Annotated in this window: 10 protein-coding genes; 5 read left to right on the top strand and 5 right to left on the bottom strand. The window is 44.1% G+C overall.

Annotation, left to right across the window (positions count from 1 at the left end):
* Positions 1-232: 232 nt before the first annotated feature.
* Complete coding sequence (locus tag FC98_RS08590) at positions 233-1,351, bottom strand: aminotransferase (RefSeq protein ID WP_054655155.1); 1,119 nt, start codon at positions 1,349-1,351, stop codon at positions 233-235.
* Between the two features lie 359 nt (positions 1,352-1,710).
* On the opposite strand from FC98_RS08590, the gene FC98_RS08585 reads away from it, so the two are divergent.
* Positions 1,711-2,112, top strand: coding sequence for a Spx/MgsR family RNA polymerase-binding regulatory protein (locus FC98_RS08585; RefSeq protein ID WP_008857696.1), 402 nt, complete (start codon positions 1,711-1,713; stop codon positions 2,110-2,112).
* Positions 2,113-2,481: 369 nt separating this feature from the next.
* Here the strand turns inward: FC98_RS08585 and FC98_RS08580 are convergent, their stop codons facing one another.
* A complete protein-coding gene (locus FC98_RS08580; protein ID WP_008857697.1) occupies positions 2,482-4,647 on the bottom strand; it encodes a YhgE/Pip domain-containing protein in 2,166 nt (721 codons plus the stop codon).
* 129 nt (positions 4,648-4,776) lie between these two features.
* Between FC98_RS08580 and FC98_RS08575 the strand changes: the two genes are divergently transcribed.
* Both FC98_RS08575 and FC98_RS08570 read left to right on the top strand, forming a co-directional pair.
* Entirely contained in the window at positions 4,777-5,469 is a 693-nt protein-coding gene (locus FC98_RS08575) for a hypothetical protein (RefSeq protein ID WP_008857698.1), read from the top strand.
* Positions 5,470-5,486: 17 nt separating this feature from the next.
* Positions 5,487-7,652 (top strand): YhgE/Pip domain-containing protein, encoded by a 2,166-nt coding sequence (locus tag FC98_RS08570; protein WP_008857699.1) that lies wholly within the window; start codon positions 5,487-5,489, stop codon positions 7,650-7,652.
* A 410-nt stretch (positions 7,653-8,062) separates the two neighbouring features.
* Here FC98_RS08570 and ppx read toward each other — a convergent pair whose 3' ends face one another.
* From ppx to FC98_RS08555, 3 genes are read right to left on the bottom strand one after another with little or no spacing between them, the layout of a single operon-like run.
* Positions 8,063-9,010 carry an exopolyphosphatase gene (gene ppx, locus FC98_RS08565; RefSeq protein WP_056949448.1) on the bottom strand — a complete coding sequence of 316 codons (948 nt, stop codon included), beginning with the start codon at positions 9,008-9,010 and terminating at the stop codon, positions 8,063-8,065.
* Positions 9,010-11,187, bottom strand: a complete 2,178-nt coding sequence (locus tag FC98_RS08560) for an RNA degradosome polyphosphate kinase (protein ID WP_056949447.1) — start codon at positions 11,185-11,187, stop codon at positions 9,010-9,012. The genes ppx and FC98_RS08560 overlap by 1 nt, the downstream gene beginning before the upstream one ends.
* Positions 11,184-12,728 (bottom strand): Ppx/GppA phosphatase family protein, encoded by a 1,545-nt coding sequence (locus tag FC98_RS08555; RefSeq protein ID WP_235803609.1) that lies wholly within the window; start codon positions 12,726-12,728, stop codon positions 11,184-11,186. The genes FC98_RS08560 and FC98_RS08555 overlap by 4 nt, the downstream gene beginning before the upstream one ends.
* 278 nt (positions 12,729-13,006) lie before the next feature.
* Here FC98_RS08555 and FC98_RS08550 point away from each other — a divergent pair, with 278 nt between their 5' ends.
* Together FC98_RS08550 and FC98_RS08545 are read left to right on the top strand one after the other, a co-directional pair.
* A complete protein-coding gene (locus tag FC98_RS08550; RefSeq protein WP_040471846.1) occupies positions 13,007-13,873 on the top strand; it encodes an aldo/keto reductase in 867 nt (288 codons plus the stop codon).
* Between the two features lie 253 nt (positions 13,874-14,126).
* Entirely contained in the window at positions 14,127-15,968 is a 1,842-nt protein-coding gene (locus FC98_RS08545) for a heavy metal translocating P-type ATPase (RefSeq protein WP_056949446.1), read from the top strand.
* Positions 15,969-16,007 lie beyond the last annotated feature (39 nt).

Raw genomic sequence — 16,007 nt, 5'->3', positions numbered from 1 at the left:
GAACCAAGCGGTTAGCAATCAGTTCATAAGCAGATTGCTGCTTGGTGGAACGCATTTCCACTATGTTGCCAATAAACTCATTCAAAAGTTAAAGTAAAATAAAACTAACAAACAGTCTTTTATTCCAACTTCACCATAATTCAAAAAAGCGTTCAAATTATCTTGCCGACTTACCGGAATTGATAATTTGAGCGCTTTTTAGTTACCCCTTAAGTGAATTTATGCACCATCGTTAATCATACTGACGTAAAAAGGCCGATAGTCGCTTTAACCCTTCCTTCAAAGTGTCTTCATCAGCACAATACCCTAACCGCACGTGTCCCGGCACATCAAATCGACTTCCAGGGACCAACAACACCCCTTGCTCCTTTAGCAATCTCACGCAAAACGCTTCAATGTCTTCTGGAATATCAAGTTTAGGAAACGACGTCGATACCGCTTGGGGCATCACAACACTCACGCGGGGCTCTGACGCAACCCACTGCTTATAAATATTAAGGTTATTCATTACCAGCTGTCGGTTTCGGGCTAAAACCTGATCACGATGTTTTAGGATATAGGTTGCCAACAGATCATTAAATACGCCACAACAAATCATCGTATAATCACGATACTTCCGGAATAACTCGGCAACTTCATGATTACTAGCTGTCCAGCCAACTCGAATGCCAGGCATTGAATAGGTTTTAGAAAGTGAGTTAGTCGCAATGCCCTTGTCGTATAAGTCAACAATTGATGTGAACGCTGCCGGATCATCTAGCGGTAAATAAACCTCATCAACTAAGACGTAGGCGCCCACTTGTTTTGCGAGGTCAACTACCTGCTTTAAAAAGGCTTCGTCTAACAGAGTGCCAGTTGGGTTGTTTGCGTTATTCAGACAAATCATTTTTGTGTTTGGCCGAATCAGTGATTTAAGTTCATTAATATCTGGATACCAATCCGCATCTTCATGAATATGCCAATATTCAACGTCTGCTCCTAGTGACTTAGGAATATCATATAACTGTTGATAAGACGGGTATTCCGAAATAACATGGTCACCTGGTTCAATTAATGCATACAACGCTAAGTGGTTTGCCCCCGTGGCACCATTTGTCTGTAGTACGTTATCTGGGTCAACGTGTTTGTAAAGGGTCGCAACTTCGCGCTTGAATGCTGGAGAACCCTCAATCCAGCCATAATTCATCTTCTGCTTATCAAGCATGTCGTAAAAGCTCGCTCCGTCGTTACCATCCAACGTCAAGGCTTCCGCCATCGTCATCGATGAAATCGTACTTTGTGAGATATCATAAGTTGCCGACTTTTCCCATTTATTTAACCATTCTTCAACACCAAAACCAGCAATTTCCATATTTTTCCGCTCCTTTTAAAGCAACAGTTTGTTAGTAAATATTATGAATTTATTAAATTTATGGTGATCATAATCAGCCTCTTAATGCCACTTACATCAAGGGTTATAGAAAAGCAACCAGCAGAGCTATTATTTCATTAAACTTATATTTATGATAAGATATAAGTGGGGATGGGGTATCAAAATCGACTTGTTGGTTTTTACCCCATATTGCAGAACTGTGTGGCCCAAGGTTTGATCCCCATCAGGTAAGTCACTTAACTGACCGTTGAAAACCGCAAAAGTCAATTAGGCCCTTACAAATTTAGGATCAACCGCCTTCTGCCACACGCTCACCGGTTTCCAAGGGAGATGGTCCTATGTTGAACTTACTAGTAGCACCTAGCAGCTCTTCTAGTCGTCAAGCCCGCCAATGGCTGATCGACCACGGCATTGAATTTAAGGAAAGAAACATTGCCAGAAGGCCATTAAACGCCGATGAGATTAAAAAACTCCTTCGATTAACGGAAAATGGCACCCAGGATTTAATTTCAACCCGCTGCCAAACTTATCATCAGTTAAAAGTTAACTTGGATGATTTAACTGTATCACAGTTAGTCGATCTAATGGTAGAAAATCCAGACCTCATCCGCCGACCACTATTATTTAACGACGAACAGCTTCAAGTTGGATTTAGTGAGGATGATATCAGAAGCTTTTTACCCCGCGAAGTGAGAAGAGAACATCTCAAAGCGTTAATGAGAAGTAAAGTTGGCGTGTAACGATCAATTCTGAGGACAGATCAGTCTCGTGGGGATGGGAAAATTAACTCAAAAGGACAGTCGCAATCATGCATGTAGAAGAAGTGCATGCGTTGATGTGGCTGTCCTTTTTTGGTTGTTTGGTGTTTTATGTTCTTTTTACATGACTGTAGGACCGCTCCAGCCTCTGATCGCTTTGTTGCGCTCACTTTTCTTAGGGCAGCCCCAAAAGCTCAATTCCAGTTATTTAGTGGTTGCTCTCTGTTATATAGAGTAGGATCTCGCTCCGCAAAGCAGAAAGCTGCACCTAAGCTACTCCTGCCAAAAGCCCAAGCCCATGGCTTTTGGCAGGAGTAACTTAGGCTCCGCTTTCTAACCGCTTTGCTTCGCTCACTGTCCTATTCCACTCCTCACAAAATCATTCAACAACCGATCCGTCACTCGTTTTAGCGATTGTTTCAAGAACAAGCCGAATAACAACGCCATTATTAGCATACATATCAGCACGAAGAAGTCCACAATCACCGTTCCCATGTTCGGGCCCCCGATTGCTTCTCTAAAACCGCTCACTGCATACGAGAACGGGAAGATCGGCTGCATGATTCTAAAGATCAGCGGGTTCAGCTGTACCGGATACATCGCGCCGCTTCCCGCTAATTGAACCGCCACCATCATCACCGCCAGCGCCTTTCCCAAATTGCCAAACACCGACGCCATCGTATACACAATGACCGAGAACGTCAGTGACGTCACCACGCCTACCATGAACATTAGGAATAGACTTTCCACGTGAACGTGCAAAATAAAGACCGTCGATAAAACAATAATCATCATCTGAATCATTGACAGCGTATTAAATAGCAACATCTTACCAAGATACTCTTCTTTAGGCGTCAACTTTGCGAATTTATGATATCTCGGCAGGCTGGTATGGAGCACCGCTACTAACATTGCACAGCCAACCCAGATCGAAAGTGCCATGTACGTTGGCGAAAATGCGGAGCCAAACGTACTAACCGGATAAATGTTTTCATCCTTAACGTCAAACGGCTCAGCCAATGCGCTTCCCATTAACTTTGGATTGTTTTGCAAAACACTAATAATATCAGCAATGTTATTATCAGAGGTCAATTTCAGCTGATTGCTGGCATTTAGAATAATATCCTTATATTGGAGCAGCTGGCTCTCTAACTTGCCCGTGGAATCGCCAATTAACTGATTACCATGAATAACCGTATCAAGCGACTTACCACTTAAATTGCGCACCTGATTAATATCACTTAAAATCCCGGAAGTGCGATTAGTTGTCGCCAGCAAATTTCGTTGAATGCCATTAAGGTCTGAACGCGCCTGACCATGATAGCGGGCAACCGAATTAGTCAACCTCGTGCTAACAGAATAAGCGTTTGCCGCAATACGTTGCTGCAAGCTGGCATTGGCGGTATTGCCGCTATCCAACTGATTCTTTAATTCTGTCACCTGCCTGCTTTGTACCTTCAACGCGGCTTGGGCATCACGGAGCTCACCAATCAAACTAGTAATGGTTCCGGTTGATCGCGTCTGATTAACCGTTTGTAGGTAGGAAATTAGTGGCGTCAATTGACCCTGCAGCAGCTTAAGTTGCGTGTTAATCTTATCTGCGAGCTGATTGACTTGAGCTTTGTTACTAGCGGCATTTAAATGGCTAAGTTGATTCGATAACGTTGCCAACCGCTTTGCGTTATTTTGGGCATTCCTCAAATTTGTATCAGCATTATTAAACGACTGGGTCACTGACCGATTAATCGACTTGATCAAATCACCATTGGTTGACCCCACAGTCCCCGCCACATTAACATTTTGCGAGGCCGAAATAATTGGTTTAAGTTCTGAAAACGCCATTGCCAAGCTATTTGACGTCTGACTAATATCCCCAAGTGACCCGGTTGCGAGTTCCATACTATCGCCAAGTGAGATGATCAGATCCTTAAGGTTCAAAATCTCGGCCTGCTTGCTACCAGCTTTTTCACCGGCAACATTCAAATAAGAAAAGATAGTCGTGTTAATCTGGTATACAAATTGTTTCTTAACCGTACTTACCAGTGTCTTAGCAGCTGTTTCGGTAATTTTGTCTCCCATCGGACTGGCCTTGGTATTCGCGGTATAATTAATTTGAGCTTTTTGGGGATCCGTCGATGTAACGCTTGCCAGCTGAGTTGAAAAGTTGCTTGGAATTTCGACTTCTGCATAGTACTTTCCATCCCGCAACCGCGCTTTAGCAGTCTTCGCGTCCACAAACCGCCACCCAATTTGGTGATTGTGCTTCATGTTTTTGATAATCTGGTTACCAAAGTTGAGTTGCTTTCCCTGTAGACTTGAGCCACGATCATTATTAACGACCGCGACGGGAATTCGGCTGACTTCTTGTGAATTATACGGATTCCAAAGGGCCTTAACGTTGATTAACGTGTAGAGACAGGGCAACACGCAGAGCGCAGTAATTGTCAGCAACGCTGCCTTATATTTAACGATTGCCTTTAAGTCTCGTTGATAAATAAGCTTGATGTTCTTAACCATAATTTGTCCCTCAAAATCTAATTGACCGGTTTTTTTCTCGTTAGAAATGCATTATAATGATAATAACGCGTCTATTAACCATTAACAACAGTTAACCAATAACTTTTTACTTTCAAGGAGATTTTACAAATGAAACGCTCACTAATCAACCTATTAATCACAACTTTGCTTGTTCTTTTTGGCATTAGCATCTCTCAACCAACAATGGCAGCCGCGAAAGCCAAGCCGGCTAAAATCACCAGCACCAAAACACTCGCTAGAGAACCTTATCGGGCGGTTAGTGGCTATTTGTACAGTTCAGCCAAGTTAACCAAAAAAGTTCATAACGCCGATAATTATCCACTAACAACATTTTACACTTCAAAGTCAGCTAATATCACCCGCTCAAACGGCAACAAAGCAGTCTACTATTATATTAAGAACGGTAACGGCAAGGTTAAGGGCTGGATTTGGCGTGGCAATTTAGTTAGACTAATTAACGTTAACAAACAGCGCCAGCAGATTAATCAAATCATTGGCTTAATCGACACCCTTTCGATTAATAACCGCAACCAGGTAATTTCGATTTTAGAATCAATGACGCGAACAAATACCCTATCAGATTTGCTAGATCAGCTTAGCAGTCTCCAAGGAACCATCACCAACAGCCCCGATATTGCTAAATTAAACGAAATTCTTCAAATGATCAAAGCAGATGGCCAGGAACTCAACTACCTGTTTAGCCAGGGCGTCAACCGCCTCTACCCGAAAGTCGTTGCGATCCATAATCTGAACAACAAAGTGTTTGCACTGGCCCAAGGACTACTTGATCGTTTGAATTAACGAGGACCTTTATTTTTATGAGAACAATCTTTACCTTATTTAAACGCGATCTTAAACGAATTTTTCGTAGCCGGCCGGTGTGGATCACCCTGCTGGCTTTTTGCCTATTGCCATCAATTTATGCCATCCCAAATATCAAAGCCTCTTGGGATCCTTATTCCAAAGCCAACACTAGCCGGCTGCCGATCGCAGTTGTTAACGGTGACGAAGGTAGCACGGTTAATGGTAAATCCGTTGATATCGGCAAACAAATTGTCACCCAACTCAAGCGGAGCAAGGATATTCACTGGGTCATCACCAATAGTTGGCAAGGAAATAATGGCTTGGATCAAGGCAAGTATTACGCGTTGATCGAAATTCCCAACGACTTTTCTAGCAAATTAGGGACCTTGGTAACAACCAATCCGCAAAAGCCTAACATCGTTTATAAATCAAACGAGAAACTCAATCCGGCCGCAACTAAGATAACCGGCCAGGCGAAAGATTCCCTAACCGAACAAGTCCGGGACAATTTTATCAAGATTAGTAGCAAGGCCGCCTTAAAGGAAATGAATTCGGTTGGCGAAAAGCTGGACACTCATAAACCACAAATTCTCCAAATTAGAACATCACTGATGGATGCCATCAATACGATTAAGAAAACCCAGGGCTACCTTGGAAACGTCAACCATGATTCAAAAGATATGCAACAGTACCTCAGCACCGTTAAGAATGACATCCCAAAGATTTCTCAACAGATTAGCGCTTTGCAAAAAGTCGTTAACCATGGCAAGTCTCTCACCAATGCAACTAAGGACTCCCTTGATTCTGCCCGCAGCGGCCTAGCCAGTGGGTTAAATGAGCTTCAAGAAGATAATCAACGGCTGGCCGCCCTAGCTTCTGATTTAAAAACAAGTAGTGGGTCACCGTCAAGTTCACTGCTAGCAACTGACCTCAGCCAATCGCAAACCCTCACTAACATGATCGTTAATCAGCTTAATGACGCGTTACGGGTTGCTAACGTTATCAACAACATTCTTCCGAGCAACCGAACAGTTGCCCTAATTCGGTCCCTAAGCGATGCTAAGAAGGCCATTCACCAGCAACAGCGAACGTTAACCGCGTTAAAAGAAACATCAAAAAGCGGCGGATCAAAGAAAGCCCTCGACCGCCTAACTGAAAAGTTTGCACAAACCAGCGATCAGCTGGGAACAAACATTGACGCAGCGAACACGTCGTTTACCGACAGCATTGACCAAAGTCTCGACAACTTAAGTAGCACGTTAACAACTGGTATGACCGGTGATGATCAGGTATTACAATCCCTTCGCAGCCTGATCCCCCAGTTAAAGGCATTGGCAACCGCCGGCAATTCCATTAGCCAAATTTCAGTCTCCCGGGTAAATCAAATTCATAACCGGCTTAACGACATTCAAGATAAATTAGATGGGCTAAATAACCAAACTAAGTTTATTAATGACCAAAACCTGAACCGTTTGATTAATCTCCTGGGCGAGAACCCTAAGGCAGCCAATTTGTTATCGTCCCCCGTCACGCTTAAGCAGGCTGATCTCTATAATATGGGTAAGTTTGGCTACGGCGTCACACCGTTTTACACGACCCTCTCTATTTGGATCGGAATCCTGCTGCTCACGACAATTATTTCTTGGAAGTACCGCTCAACAAAAAATGAACGTTTTCCAAGAGCAAACATGCTTGAAAAATACGTCGGTAAATTATTACTCTACCTATCAATTTCACTCACCCAAACGACCTTTACAATGCTGGGTGAATTGTTAATTTTAGGAATTAGGCCAGCCAGTGTCTTAGCAATGCTGGCAACGGCTTACACAGCCACAATTGTCTTTACCATTATCATGTATACGTTGGTGTATATGTTTGGTAATGTGGGGAAAGTTATTAGCGTTCTGTTGATGATCATCCAACTATTTGGGACGGGTGGCATTTATCCACTAGAAACGATTCCGCCGTACTTAGCGGCCTTGGCACCATACCTACCGTTTACGTACGCAATCCAAGGGTTCAGAGAAGCAATCGCCGGCCCAATCCCAAGCATCTATTGGCACTCATTAATGATCTTAGGCAGTTTTGCAATTCTCTTCCTATTATTGGCGCCATTAAGACGCGTCTTTCAAAAACCGATTGCGGACTTGGAAATGGGATTTCATAAGTCAAAACTGTAAGTGAGCGGAGCAAAGCGGTTAAGAATCGGAGTGTAAGTCTCCTTTGAGGGAAATTCCTGGGCTTGGAATTTTTCTCAAAGGTGCTTACACGCAGATTCTTGCTTTGCATAGCGATCCTACTCTATATAACAGAAAATGCCCACTATAGATCCCCTTCACTAAAAACCAAAAAACTCAATCCACTCCAAAAGCATCCCAAATAACTCCTCACACCAAAAAGCACCATACAACCTATTTTTTTATAGGTCGTATGGTGCTTTTGACTCATGCTAAGTCAAATCAAAAATTACTTAATATTCTTAGTTGCAGTCTTCAAAACAGTGACGTAATGCCCGTTCGTCAACTGGAATCGAGTGAGATGACCGCTCGCTACAACCCGACGAATTTTGAGAACAAGTAACCGCAACTAGTCAGCCCTGTTTATCGACATTCAGCTTAATCATATCATGCAACTTTTCAAACAAAATCCCTTCTCGCAGACCACTAGTCGAGAACGTAATTCGGTCAGAATCAAGATAGTTCATTAGTAAAATTGCTGGAATCAGGCCACCGACAATGATGTCTGCTCTGGCCTTACTAATCCCTGGAACCTTCTTGCGTTCTTCTAAATTTTCGCCAAGAATTCGCTGGAACGTATCGTTAACCTGCTCGTCTCGTAATTGGTAACCGTGAATATCGTCTGTATCCAGCAAATTATTATAACGCCGGTTGATCTTAGCCAGAGTTCGGTTGCTGCCGCCAAGGCCAATGATCGGTAAATTTAACCCGTTTTTTAACCACCAGACGTTTTGGAATATTTTCTCAACGAACATAACCGCCTTGAAGAACTCCTGAGCCGAAACCACGTCCGCTAAATCGAACTTCGACGATAGGGTGACCGAGCCGATGGGAATGCTAATCAGATTAGTTACCCGGCCATTTTGAACCAAGATAATTTCGGCACTTGCCCCACCAGTATCAATAATGACGCAGTTAGTTGCAGGGAGCGTTTCGCTAACGCCAACGTAATCATAGTACGCTTCTTGAGAACCCGAAATCACGTCAAGGTCAATGCCGAGATCATTTTTAACCCGTTTGAGAAATGCTTTTTGATTGGTCGCCTGCCGGACTGCCGCGGTTGCCACGGCCTTAATGGTCAGGTTATCAAGCTTTTCATACACGTCTTTGAATCCCTTTAACGCAGCCATCGTCCGCTCAATCGCTTCTGGTTGAAGAATCTTCTCAACGCCCATATTTTCTGACAGCCGGACATATTCCTTCATCTGGGTGACCGTTTGGTATGTTGCGTTCTTACTAATCTGACTAATTGTCATCCGAACAGAGTTAGAGCCTAAATCAATTACAGCAAAGTTCTCCATTACGCTTCATCACTCCCATCATCGTCGGTAAATGGATCCGGTTGATTTTGCGGGCTCATCATCGGCTGAAACTGGGCACCACTTTTTGGCCGTTGTGAGTTTTGTTGCGCATCGGCCAATTTGGTTGCTTGATCCGCAAAGTATTCCTGGGAATCAAGCGGGGCCCGGCCACGGCGGTCAACTCGTTTATAGTCACCGTCCTTATCCAGCGTTCGGGTCTTAACGTTATCCGTCCACATTATTTCATAAATATCGACCACCCGTTTTGCCAAATCTGGCTGCAATACTGGGAAAAGCTGTTCCACCCGCCGGTTGAGGTTTCGTGTCATCAAATCGGCACTGGAGAGATAGACCTGTTGTTCACCATCAAAGTTAAACAGGTAAATTCGGCTATGTTCTAGGAAACGGCCAACAATGGAATGCACCGTGATGTTTTCACTGACACCCGGAATCCCCGTCTTTAAGCAGCAGATTCCCCGCACGATCAAATCAATGGCAACCCCAGCAGTGGATGCCTCATAAAGCTTGGCAATCATATCTTGATCCGATAGCGAATTCATCTTCATTTGAATGTGAACCGGTCGATCAGCCTTGACGTATTTAATTGCTTCGTCCAATCGATCCATGATAAAGTCCCGAATCCCTCTAGGTGAAATATGAAGCTGATGGAAGTATGGTGGCCTAGAGTAGCCGGACAACATGTTGAAGATATTCGTGACGTCAATGCCAATATCGTTATTGCAAGTTAGTAAGCCTAAGTCAGTATAGAAGTGGGCGGTGACATCGTTATAATTCCCAGTTCCCATATGGATGTATCGGCGGATCCCATTTTCTTCCCGGCGAACGACCAAGGATAACTTGGAGTGGGTTTTTAATCCAACCAATCCATAAATCACGTGACATCCCATTTTTTCAAGCTGGCGCGCCCAGTGAACGTTGTTTTCTTCATCAAAACGAGCTTTAACCTCAACAAGGACGGTCACCTGTTTTCCATTTTGAGCTGCTCGGCCAAGGTACTTGATAATAGGTGAGTCACCAGATACCCGGTATAGGGTCATCTTAATGGCAAGGACTTCCTTATCAATTGATGCTTGCCGGATAAACTCAACCACCGAGTCGAATTTATCATAAGGGTGTTGCATCAACCAATCGTGCTGTTTGATTGCCTCAAAAATATTATGATCTGAATCCAACTCCTCAGGTTGATAAGCCTTAAAGGGCGGGTATAACAGGTCATCATGGCCAACCACCGCGCTGGCTAACTTATTTAAAAACGTGAGGTCAATTGGCCCGTTGACTTCATACACCGAATCTTCCTCTGTCTGAAGTTCCTTAACCAGCCGTTTACGCAATTTCTTGCTAATGTCGGAATCAACTTCCAAGCGAATAACTTGACCATGTTCCCGGAGCTTAAGCTGCTGCTGTACCTTTTTAAGCAGGTCAGAGGTATCTTCTTCGGCAACATCTAGGTCCATATCCCGAATAACTCGGAACGTCGATACTTCTTTAATGTCATAGTTAATAAACAGTTGGTTAACAAACCGTTTAATAATCTCTTCAATCAAAATAAACTCATTGGGCGCCCCGGGTAAGCGAATAACCCTGGGAAAAATGCTTGGCACTTGCAACGTGGCGTATAACGTCTTTTCGTCTTCATCGTCATTCTTAGTAATCCGCAGTGACAGGTTCAAGGAATCGTTACTGATAAACGGAAACGGCCGTGAACTGTCATCGGCCATTGGCGTTAATACCGGATAAAGCTCATCGTGAAAATAACCCTTAATAAACTGGAACTGTCGGTCACTTAGCTCGTCGACACTGAGTAAATGAACCCCAATCTGGTTCAGTGCTGGCAATAATGACCGATTTAAAGTACTGTACTGCTTAACCAGCATGTCATGGGACTTATCGTTAACGGCTTTTAATTGCTCCGCTGGGGTTAATCCCGATGCATCGGTCCCCTCATACTTGACTTCCGTTAATTTAGCCAGTGACGCCACCCGGACCATGAAGAATTCATCTAGGTTACTCTGGGTGATTCCTAAGAACTTTACCCGTTCTAACAGTGGGTTAGCCTTGTCCCTGGCTTCGTCTAACACCCGATAATTAAAGTCCAACCAACTGAGTTCGCGGTTAGTATAATAATTGGGATTCTTAAAATCGACTTTCGAACTCATTTTGTCTTCACGCTCCTTTGTTTCAATACTGCTTTAAATCCATATGCTTCCGTGAAGAATTGACTCTTAGAATTAAAAATCCAGTTCTCATATGCCAAATTGGCATTACTAAAGACGGTAATGATCACTTTTGGTGCTTTAATTGAAACTGAAATCTTCTTAACCTTTTGCTGACGATCGTCGTCAAGCGCATCGGCCAAGCGAAGAATAGCGGCTAGCTTAGAAATTAAACGCCGGTTTTCAGCTGAGATATGCTGAAAATGACTGAGGTCTTCACTCGGCGTTGTCGAACTATGATACCGTGCAACAGCGGCGATTGTCCGCCGCTCTATGTCAGAAAGGCCGATAATATCTGAATGCTGAATGATATATTCCGAGTGCAGATAATGTTCATGAATGCCGATGTAATTACCGACATCATGTAAAATCGAAGCGACTTGCAGTATCACCCGCTCGCGGTTGCCTAACTTATGCAACGGCTTAAGCTGATCAAACAAATGCAGAGCAAACTTAGTTACCAGGCGTTGATGAACTGGCTCCACCCCATAATGAATGGCCAAATTATTTGCCATCGTAATCGTTTGGGGCACGAAATCCAACTTGGAATATCCCTGGATAACCGCCTCGTTATTGACCAGGCCATCCACCACACTGGCATTGGAAAAGCCCACTTCGGTTGCATTCGTTAGCCTAATGACCCGCCTGATCAAGAGTAATTCCGGCAAAATCAATGGCACGTATTCTTCATCAACCTGCAGCTCTTCCACCACGTACTGGTCAGAAGCATCCACCAGTTTATCAATGAGTTCATTAAATTCATCGACCGTCAAATTCTTCCTCGGGTCACCTAAATAATGATCAATCATCTGCTTAAGTGGCAATGTCCCTAGTAAAATAATTTTGCTGGGAGCCGGGTCCTGGACAACACTTGAGGGGTTCCCGATATAGAAATCGTTTAACTTGCTATCAATGTAGTCGTTCAACAATCCAATGGAGTTAGGGGCCGTTTGCCGCAAGCTTTGCAGGTCTTCGGCAATTTTGATTGGTCCTAAGGCAAAGTTTGTCGATGACATAAACTGACCACCATCAAACTCCGTAATTGCGGTGTTACCTGAAGTGATCCCCACCAAGAAAACTGCTCGCTGATTGTTGTTCTCATCATTAGTTAACTTAACTGAAATTTTCTGATTCCGGTAATAGGTTTCCTCGCTGGTTGAAAGCCACTGAACGGTTAAGCCAGTGTGAAGGAATAGCTGGTCAGCGATGAAGTCCGCGTTAATTGCCTCAGACAGTGCCTGACTGCCCCACAATTTGTAGTTGGTAACCCCATAGTCGTTTAAAATCTGGACGAATCCGGTCAAGGCCTCAGAGACCCGCTCTACAGAATCAAAACTAACCGGCTTATCTTGATAAACATCGTCACCAAGATTAATCTCTTTTTTGACCCGCTCTAACGTTTTGGCATTTTTTAAATTTACAATTAACAATTCCAAGCCCGATACGTTTACAATAATTGCTCCAAAGTACTTGCCTGCCATCATAATCATCCTCTGTATGCACTGCCGCAGTTGTTCAACTAATTAATATGATCAAAGCTAGTATACAATAATTCCAATGGGCAAGCGGCTGCAACAAAAAGAAATTTTACTCATTTTTTTAAAGGCCCACTCATTTTAGTGTTATCCGTTGATAAATGGCTTTAAAACAAACTTTATTCAAGAAAAGGGATGGCAAATCCCCCAACCCTTTCGATGGTATTTTGAAAAAGGGGCGATTATAATAGTTCATGTAGTAAAACTTAATGAAAGAAGTGGCAATAATGGCAGAACTAAATGCAGCTAATTCTGGTACTTATCAATTTGATGATCAATTCAAGATCAACCGGTTAGGATATGGGACCATGCAGCTCACGGGACATGGTACCTGGGGACCGTTTAAGGACTCGGATCAAGCTGTAAGCGTCGTTAAACGGGCAACCGAACTTGGCATTAACTTCTTTGATACCGCTGATTCGTATGGCCCCTGGTTTGCGGATCGTTATCTGGCTGCTGGCTTGAAGAAGGCTGCCAATCGCGATCAAATTTTCATTTCGGATAAAGTTGGTCAAACTCGTCAGGGGCCTAGCCTCTGGACACCGCATGGTGAACCTGGCTACCTGCGGCAACAAGTTGAAGTATCCATGATGACGCTTGGTCTTGATCATGAGGACCTGCTATTCTTGCACCGAATTGATTCACACTTCCCAGTTGCCGAACAAGTTGGCGAACTTAAGAAGATGCAAGATGAGGGCAAGATTAAACACATTGGCCTCAGCCAAGTAACCATTGAAGAAATCAAAGAAGCCCAGAAATACGCCAAAATTGACGCCGTTGAGAACCTGTATAACGTTGCTGACCATAAAGATGATGACGTGGTTGATTACTGTGAATCCCAGGGCATGGCGTTTGTGCCGTGGTTCCCTCTCAATACTGGTAAATTAGTCGGCAATGACAGCCCACTGAGTTCAATCGCTGCTAAATATAACGTTTCCGAGGCTCAAATTGCATTGGCTTGGTTACTAAAGCGTTCTCCAAATATTTTGCCAATTCCTGGTACCAGTTCTATCCAACACCTGGAAGACAACGTGGCTGCCGCAAACGTTAAGTTAAGCGATGCTGATTTTGAGAAGATTAGTAAGCTGGCGTAGACTCTGAAAAAGAGTAAAAAAGGACACATTGATTCTAGAATGTCAATGGCGCTTTAAACGATGACAAGATAGCTTGCAATAGCCCTTGAATCAAACTACATTAGGTAAATCATTATTAATATAGGTAAGCCTCAACAAATTTTAACGTTGGCGCCTACCTTTTTTATACACAAGCTCAGTTTGTAGCTTCAATTGGACTCTCCACTTTAGAATTGTTATAATCTAGGTAAGAAGAAAAACGGGAGGGCTTGCTATGAAGAAGCTTACAAACTACGTGCGACTCATCAGTGTTCTAATTGTCGGCCTCATTTCACTTATCTTACAATTCGCCCTAAACATGCCGGTTTATGCGCAAGTTGTCATTTCAGTCATGGGTTCCTTAATTGCGCTCTTGATGTTTATTGATATGGTCAAAACCCTCCGCTCGGGCAAATTCGGGGTTGACCTCCTCGCAATCACGGCGGTTATTGCCACCATTGCGGTCGGTGAGTACTGGGCCGCATTAATCGTGCTTCTCATGCTAACTGGCGGCGATGCACTGGAAGACTATGCAGCCAATAAGGCCAATTCCGAATTACAATCGCTCCTTGAAAACTCACCCCAATCAGCTCATTTGGTGCAAGGTGAAACGATCAGCGACGTTCAAATCGATCAGGTAACCGTTGGCAATCGAATCTTAGTGAAGCCAGGAGAAGTGATCCCCGTTGATGGGACACTGACCCAGGGAACTACAACCGTTGACGAATCCTCATTAACCGGTGAAGCCCGGCCAATCGACAAAACGGTCGGTGAGCCGGTCATGTCTGGTGCCATCAACGGCGACAATTCATTTTACATGATCGCGGATAAAACGGCCGATGACAGTCAGTACCAAAATATTATTCGACTCGTTAAACAGGCTGAAAGTACGCCCGCCCGTTTTGTTCGAATGGCTGACCGCTATGCCGTGCCGTTTACGTTGTTAGCATATATCATTGCTGGGGTTGCTTGGTATCTATCTAAAGACCCGGTTAGATTTGCGGAAGTGTTAGTAGTCGCCTCCCCTTGCCCACTTATTCTAGCAGCCCCAATTGCGCTTGTTTCTGGCATGAGCCGAGCAAGTCGAAATGGCATTATCGTTAAAAGCGGGACCATTATCGAGAAATTAGCAACTGCCAAAACCTTTGCGTTTGATAAAACCGGCACCATTACGAAGGGCCACTTAACCGTTGATACAGTAGCTGCGGTGGCTGGTTATACCAAACAGCAAGTACTTTCATTAGCTGCTGGCGCCGAACAACAATCCAGTCATATTTTGGCTCGATCACTAGTCGCTGCCACACCGGATAGCATCCCAACGGCTACTGACGTTAAGGAAATAACAGCACAGGGGGTTCAGGCAACGATTGATGGTAAGTTAGTTAAGGCGGGAAAACCAACATTTGTTTCGACCTATCCTATCCAGCAGGTTGATAAGACAACCGTCTACGTCTCCGTTGATGGGGCTTATGTGGGTTACGTTTCGTTTGCCGACGAGCTGCGGCCAGAAGCTAAAGGCGTCATGGCTGCCCTCCATGAAATGGGAGTTCACCAAATCATGATGATTTCGGGGGATCGTCAACCCATTGCAGCCGAAATCGCCGACCGGGTGGGAATTGATAAAGTTTTTGCCGAACGCCTGCCGCAGGAAAAAATCGCCGTTATCAAGGCGATCACTAAGGAAGCTAGACCCGTCGTCATGGTTGGTGACGGGGTTAACGATGCCCCATCGTTAGCAACAGCCGACGTTGGCATCGCCATGGGGGCCCACGGAGCGACTGCTGCCAGCGAATCTGCTGATGCAGTGGTCTTAAAAGATGACCTCAGCCTTGTCAGTAAGGCAGTTGATATTGCTAAGGGCACCATGACCGTTGCCAAGGAATCGGTGTTAATTGGAATTGCTATTTGTACGCTATTAATGCTCATTGCCAGTTTTGGCGTGATTCCAGCTATTATTGGGGCCCTCTTCCAAGAAGTTGTCGACACCGTGACGATTTTATGGGCACTAAGAGCTCGCAGTGATCGACGAACGATACTCGCAGGAAACTCGCAAAGTTCACAAATATTTGAAAATTGATTATCGCTAAATAGTAAGGGCATGTGGCTGGGACATAAG

Origin of the sequence: Lentilactobacillus kisonensis DSM 19906 = JCM 15041 (genome assembly GCF_001434135.1) — a bacterium.
Classification (GTDB): domain Bacteria; phylum Bacillota; class Bacilli; order Lactobacillales; family Lactobacillaceae; genus Lentilactobacillus; species Lentilactobacillus kisonensis.
This window is presented reverse-complemented; position numbering and strand designations above follow the sequence as displayed.

Coding starts and splice junctions, on each gene's coding strand:
- FC98_RS08590 (WP_054655155.1), bottom strand. CDS start 1,351: ATGGAAATTGCTGGTTTTGGTGTTGAAGAATGGTTAAATAAATGGGAA.
- FC98_RS08585 (WP_008857696.1), top strand. CDS start 1,711: ATGTTGAACTTACTAGTAGCACCTAGCAGCTCTTCTAGTCGTCAAGCC.
- FC98_RS08580 (WP_008857697.1), bottom strand. CDS start 4,647: ATGGTTAAGAACATCAAGCTTATTTATCAACGAGACTTAAAGGCAATC.
- FC98_RS08575 (WP_008857698.1), top strand. CDS start 4,777: ATGAAACGCTCACTAATCAACCTATTAATCACAACTTTGCTTGTTCTT.
- FC98_RS08570 (WP_008857699.1), top strand. CDS start 5,487: ATGAGAACAATCTTTACCTTATTTAAACGCGATCTTAAACGAATTTTT.
- ppx (WP_056949448.1), bottom strand. CDS start 9,010: ATGGAGAACTTTGCTGTAATTGATTTAGGCTCTAACTCTGTTCGGATG.
- FC98_RS08560 (WP_056949447.1), bottom strand. CDS start 11,187: ATGAGTTCGAAAGTCGATTTTAAGAATCCCAATTATTATACTAACCGC.
- FC98_RS08555 (WP_235803609.1), bottom strand. CDS start 12,728: ATGATGGCAGGCAAGTACTTTGGAGCAATTATTGTAAACGTATCGGGC.
- FC98_RS08550 (WP_040471846.1), top strand. CDS start 13,007: ATGGCAGAACTAAATGCAGCTAATTCTGGTACTTATCAATTTGATGAT.
- FC98_RS08545 (WP_056949446.1), top strand. CDS start 14,127: ATGAAGAAGCTTACAAACTACGTGCGACTCATCAGTGTTCTAATTGTC.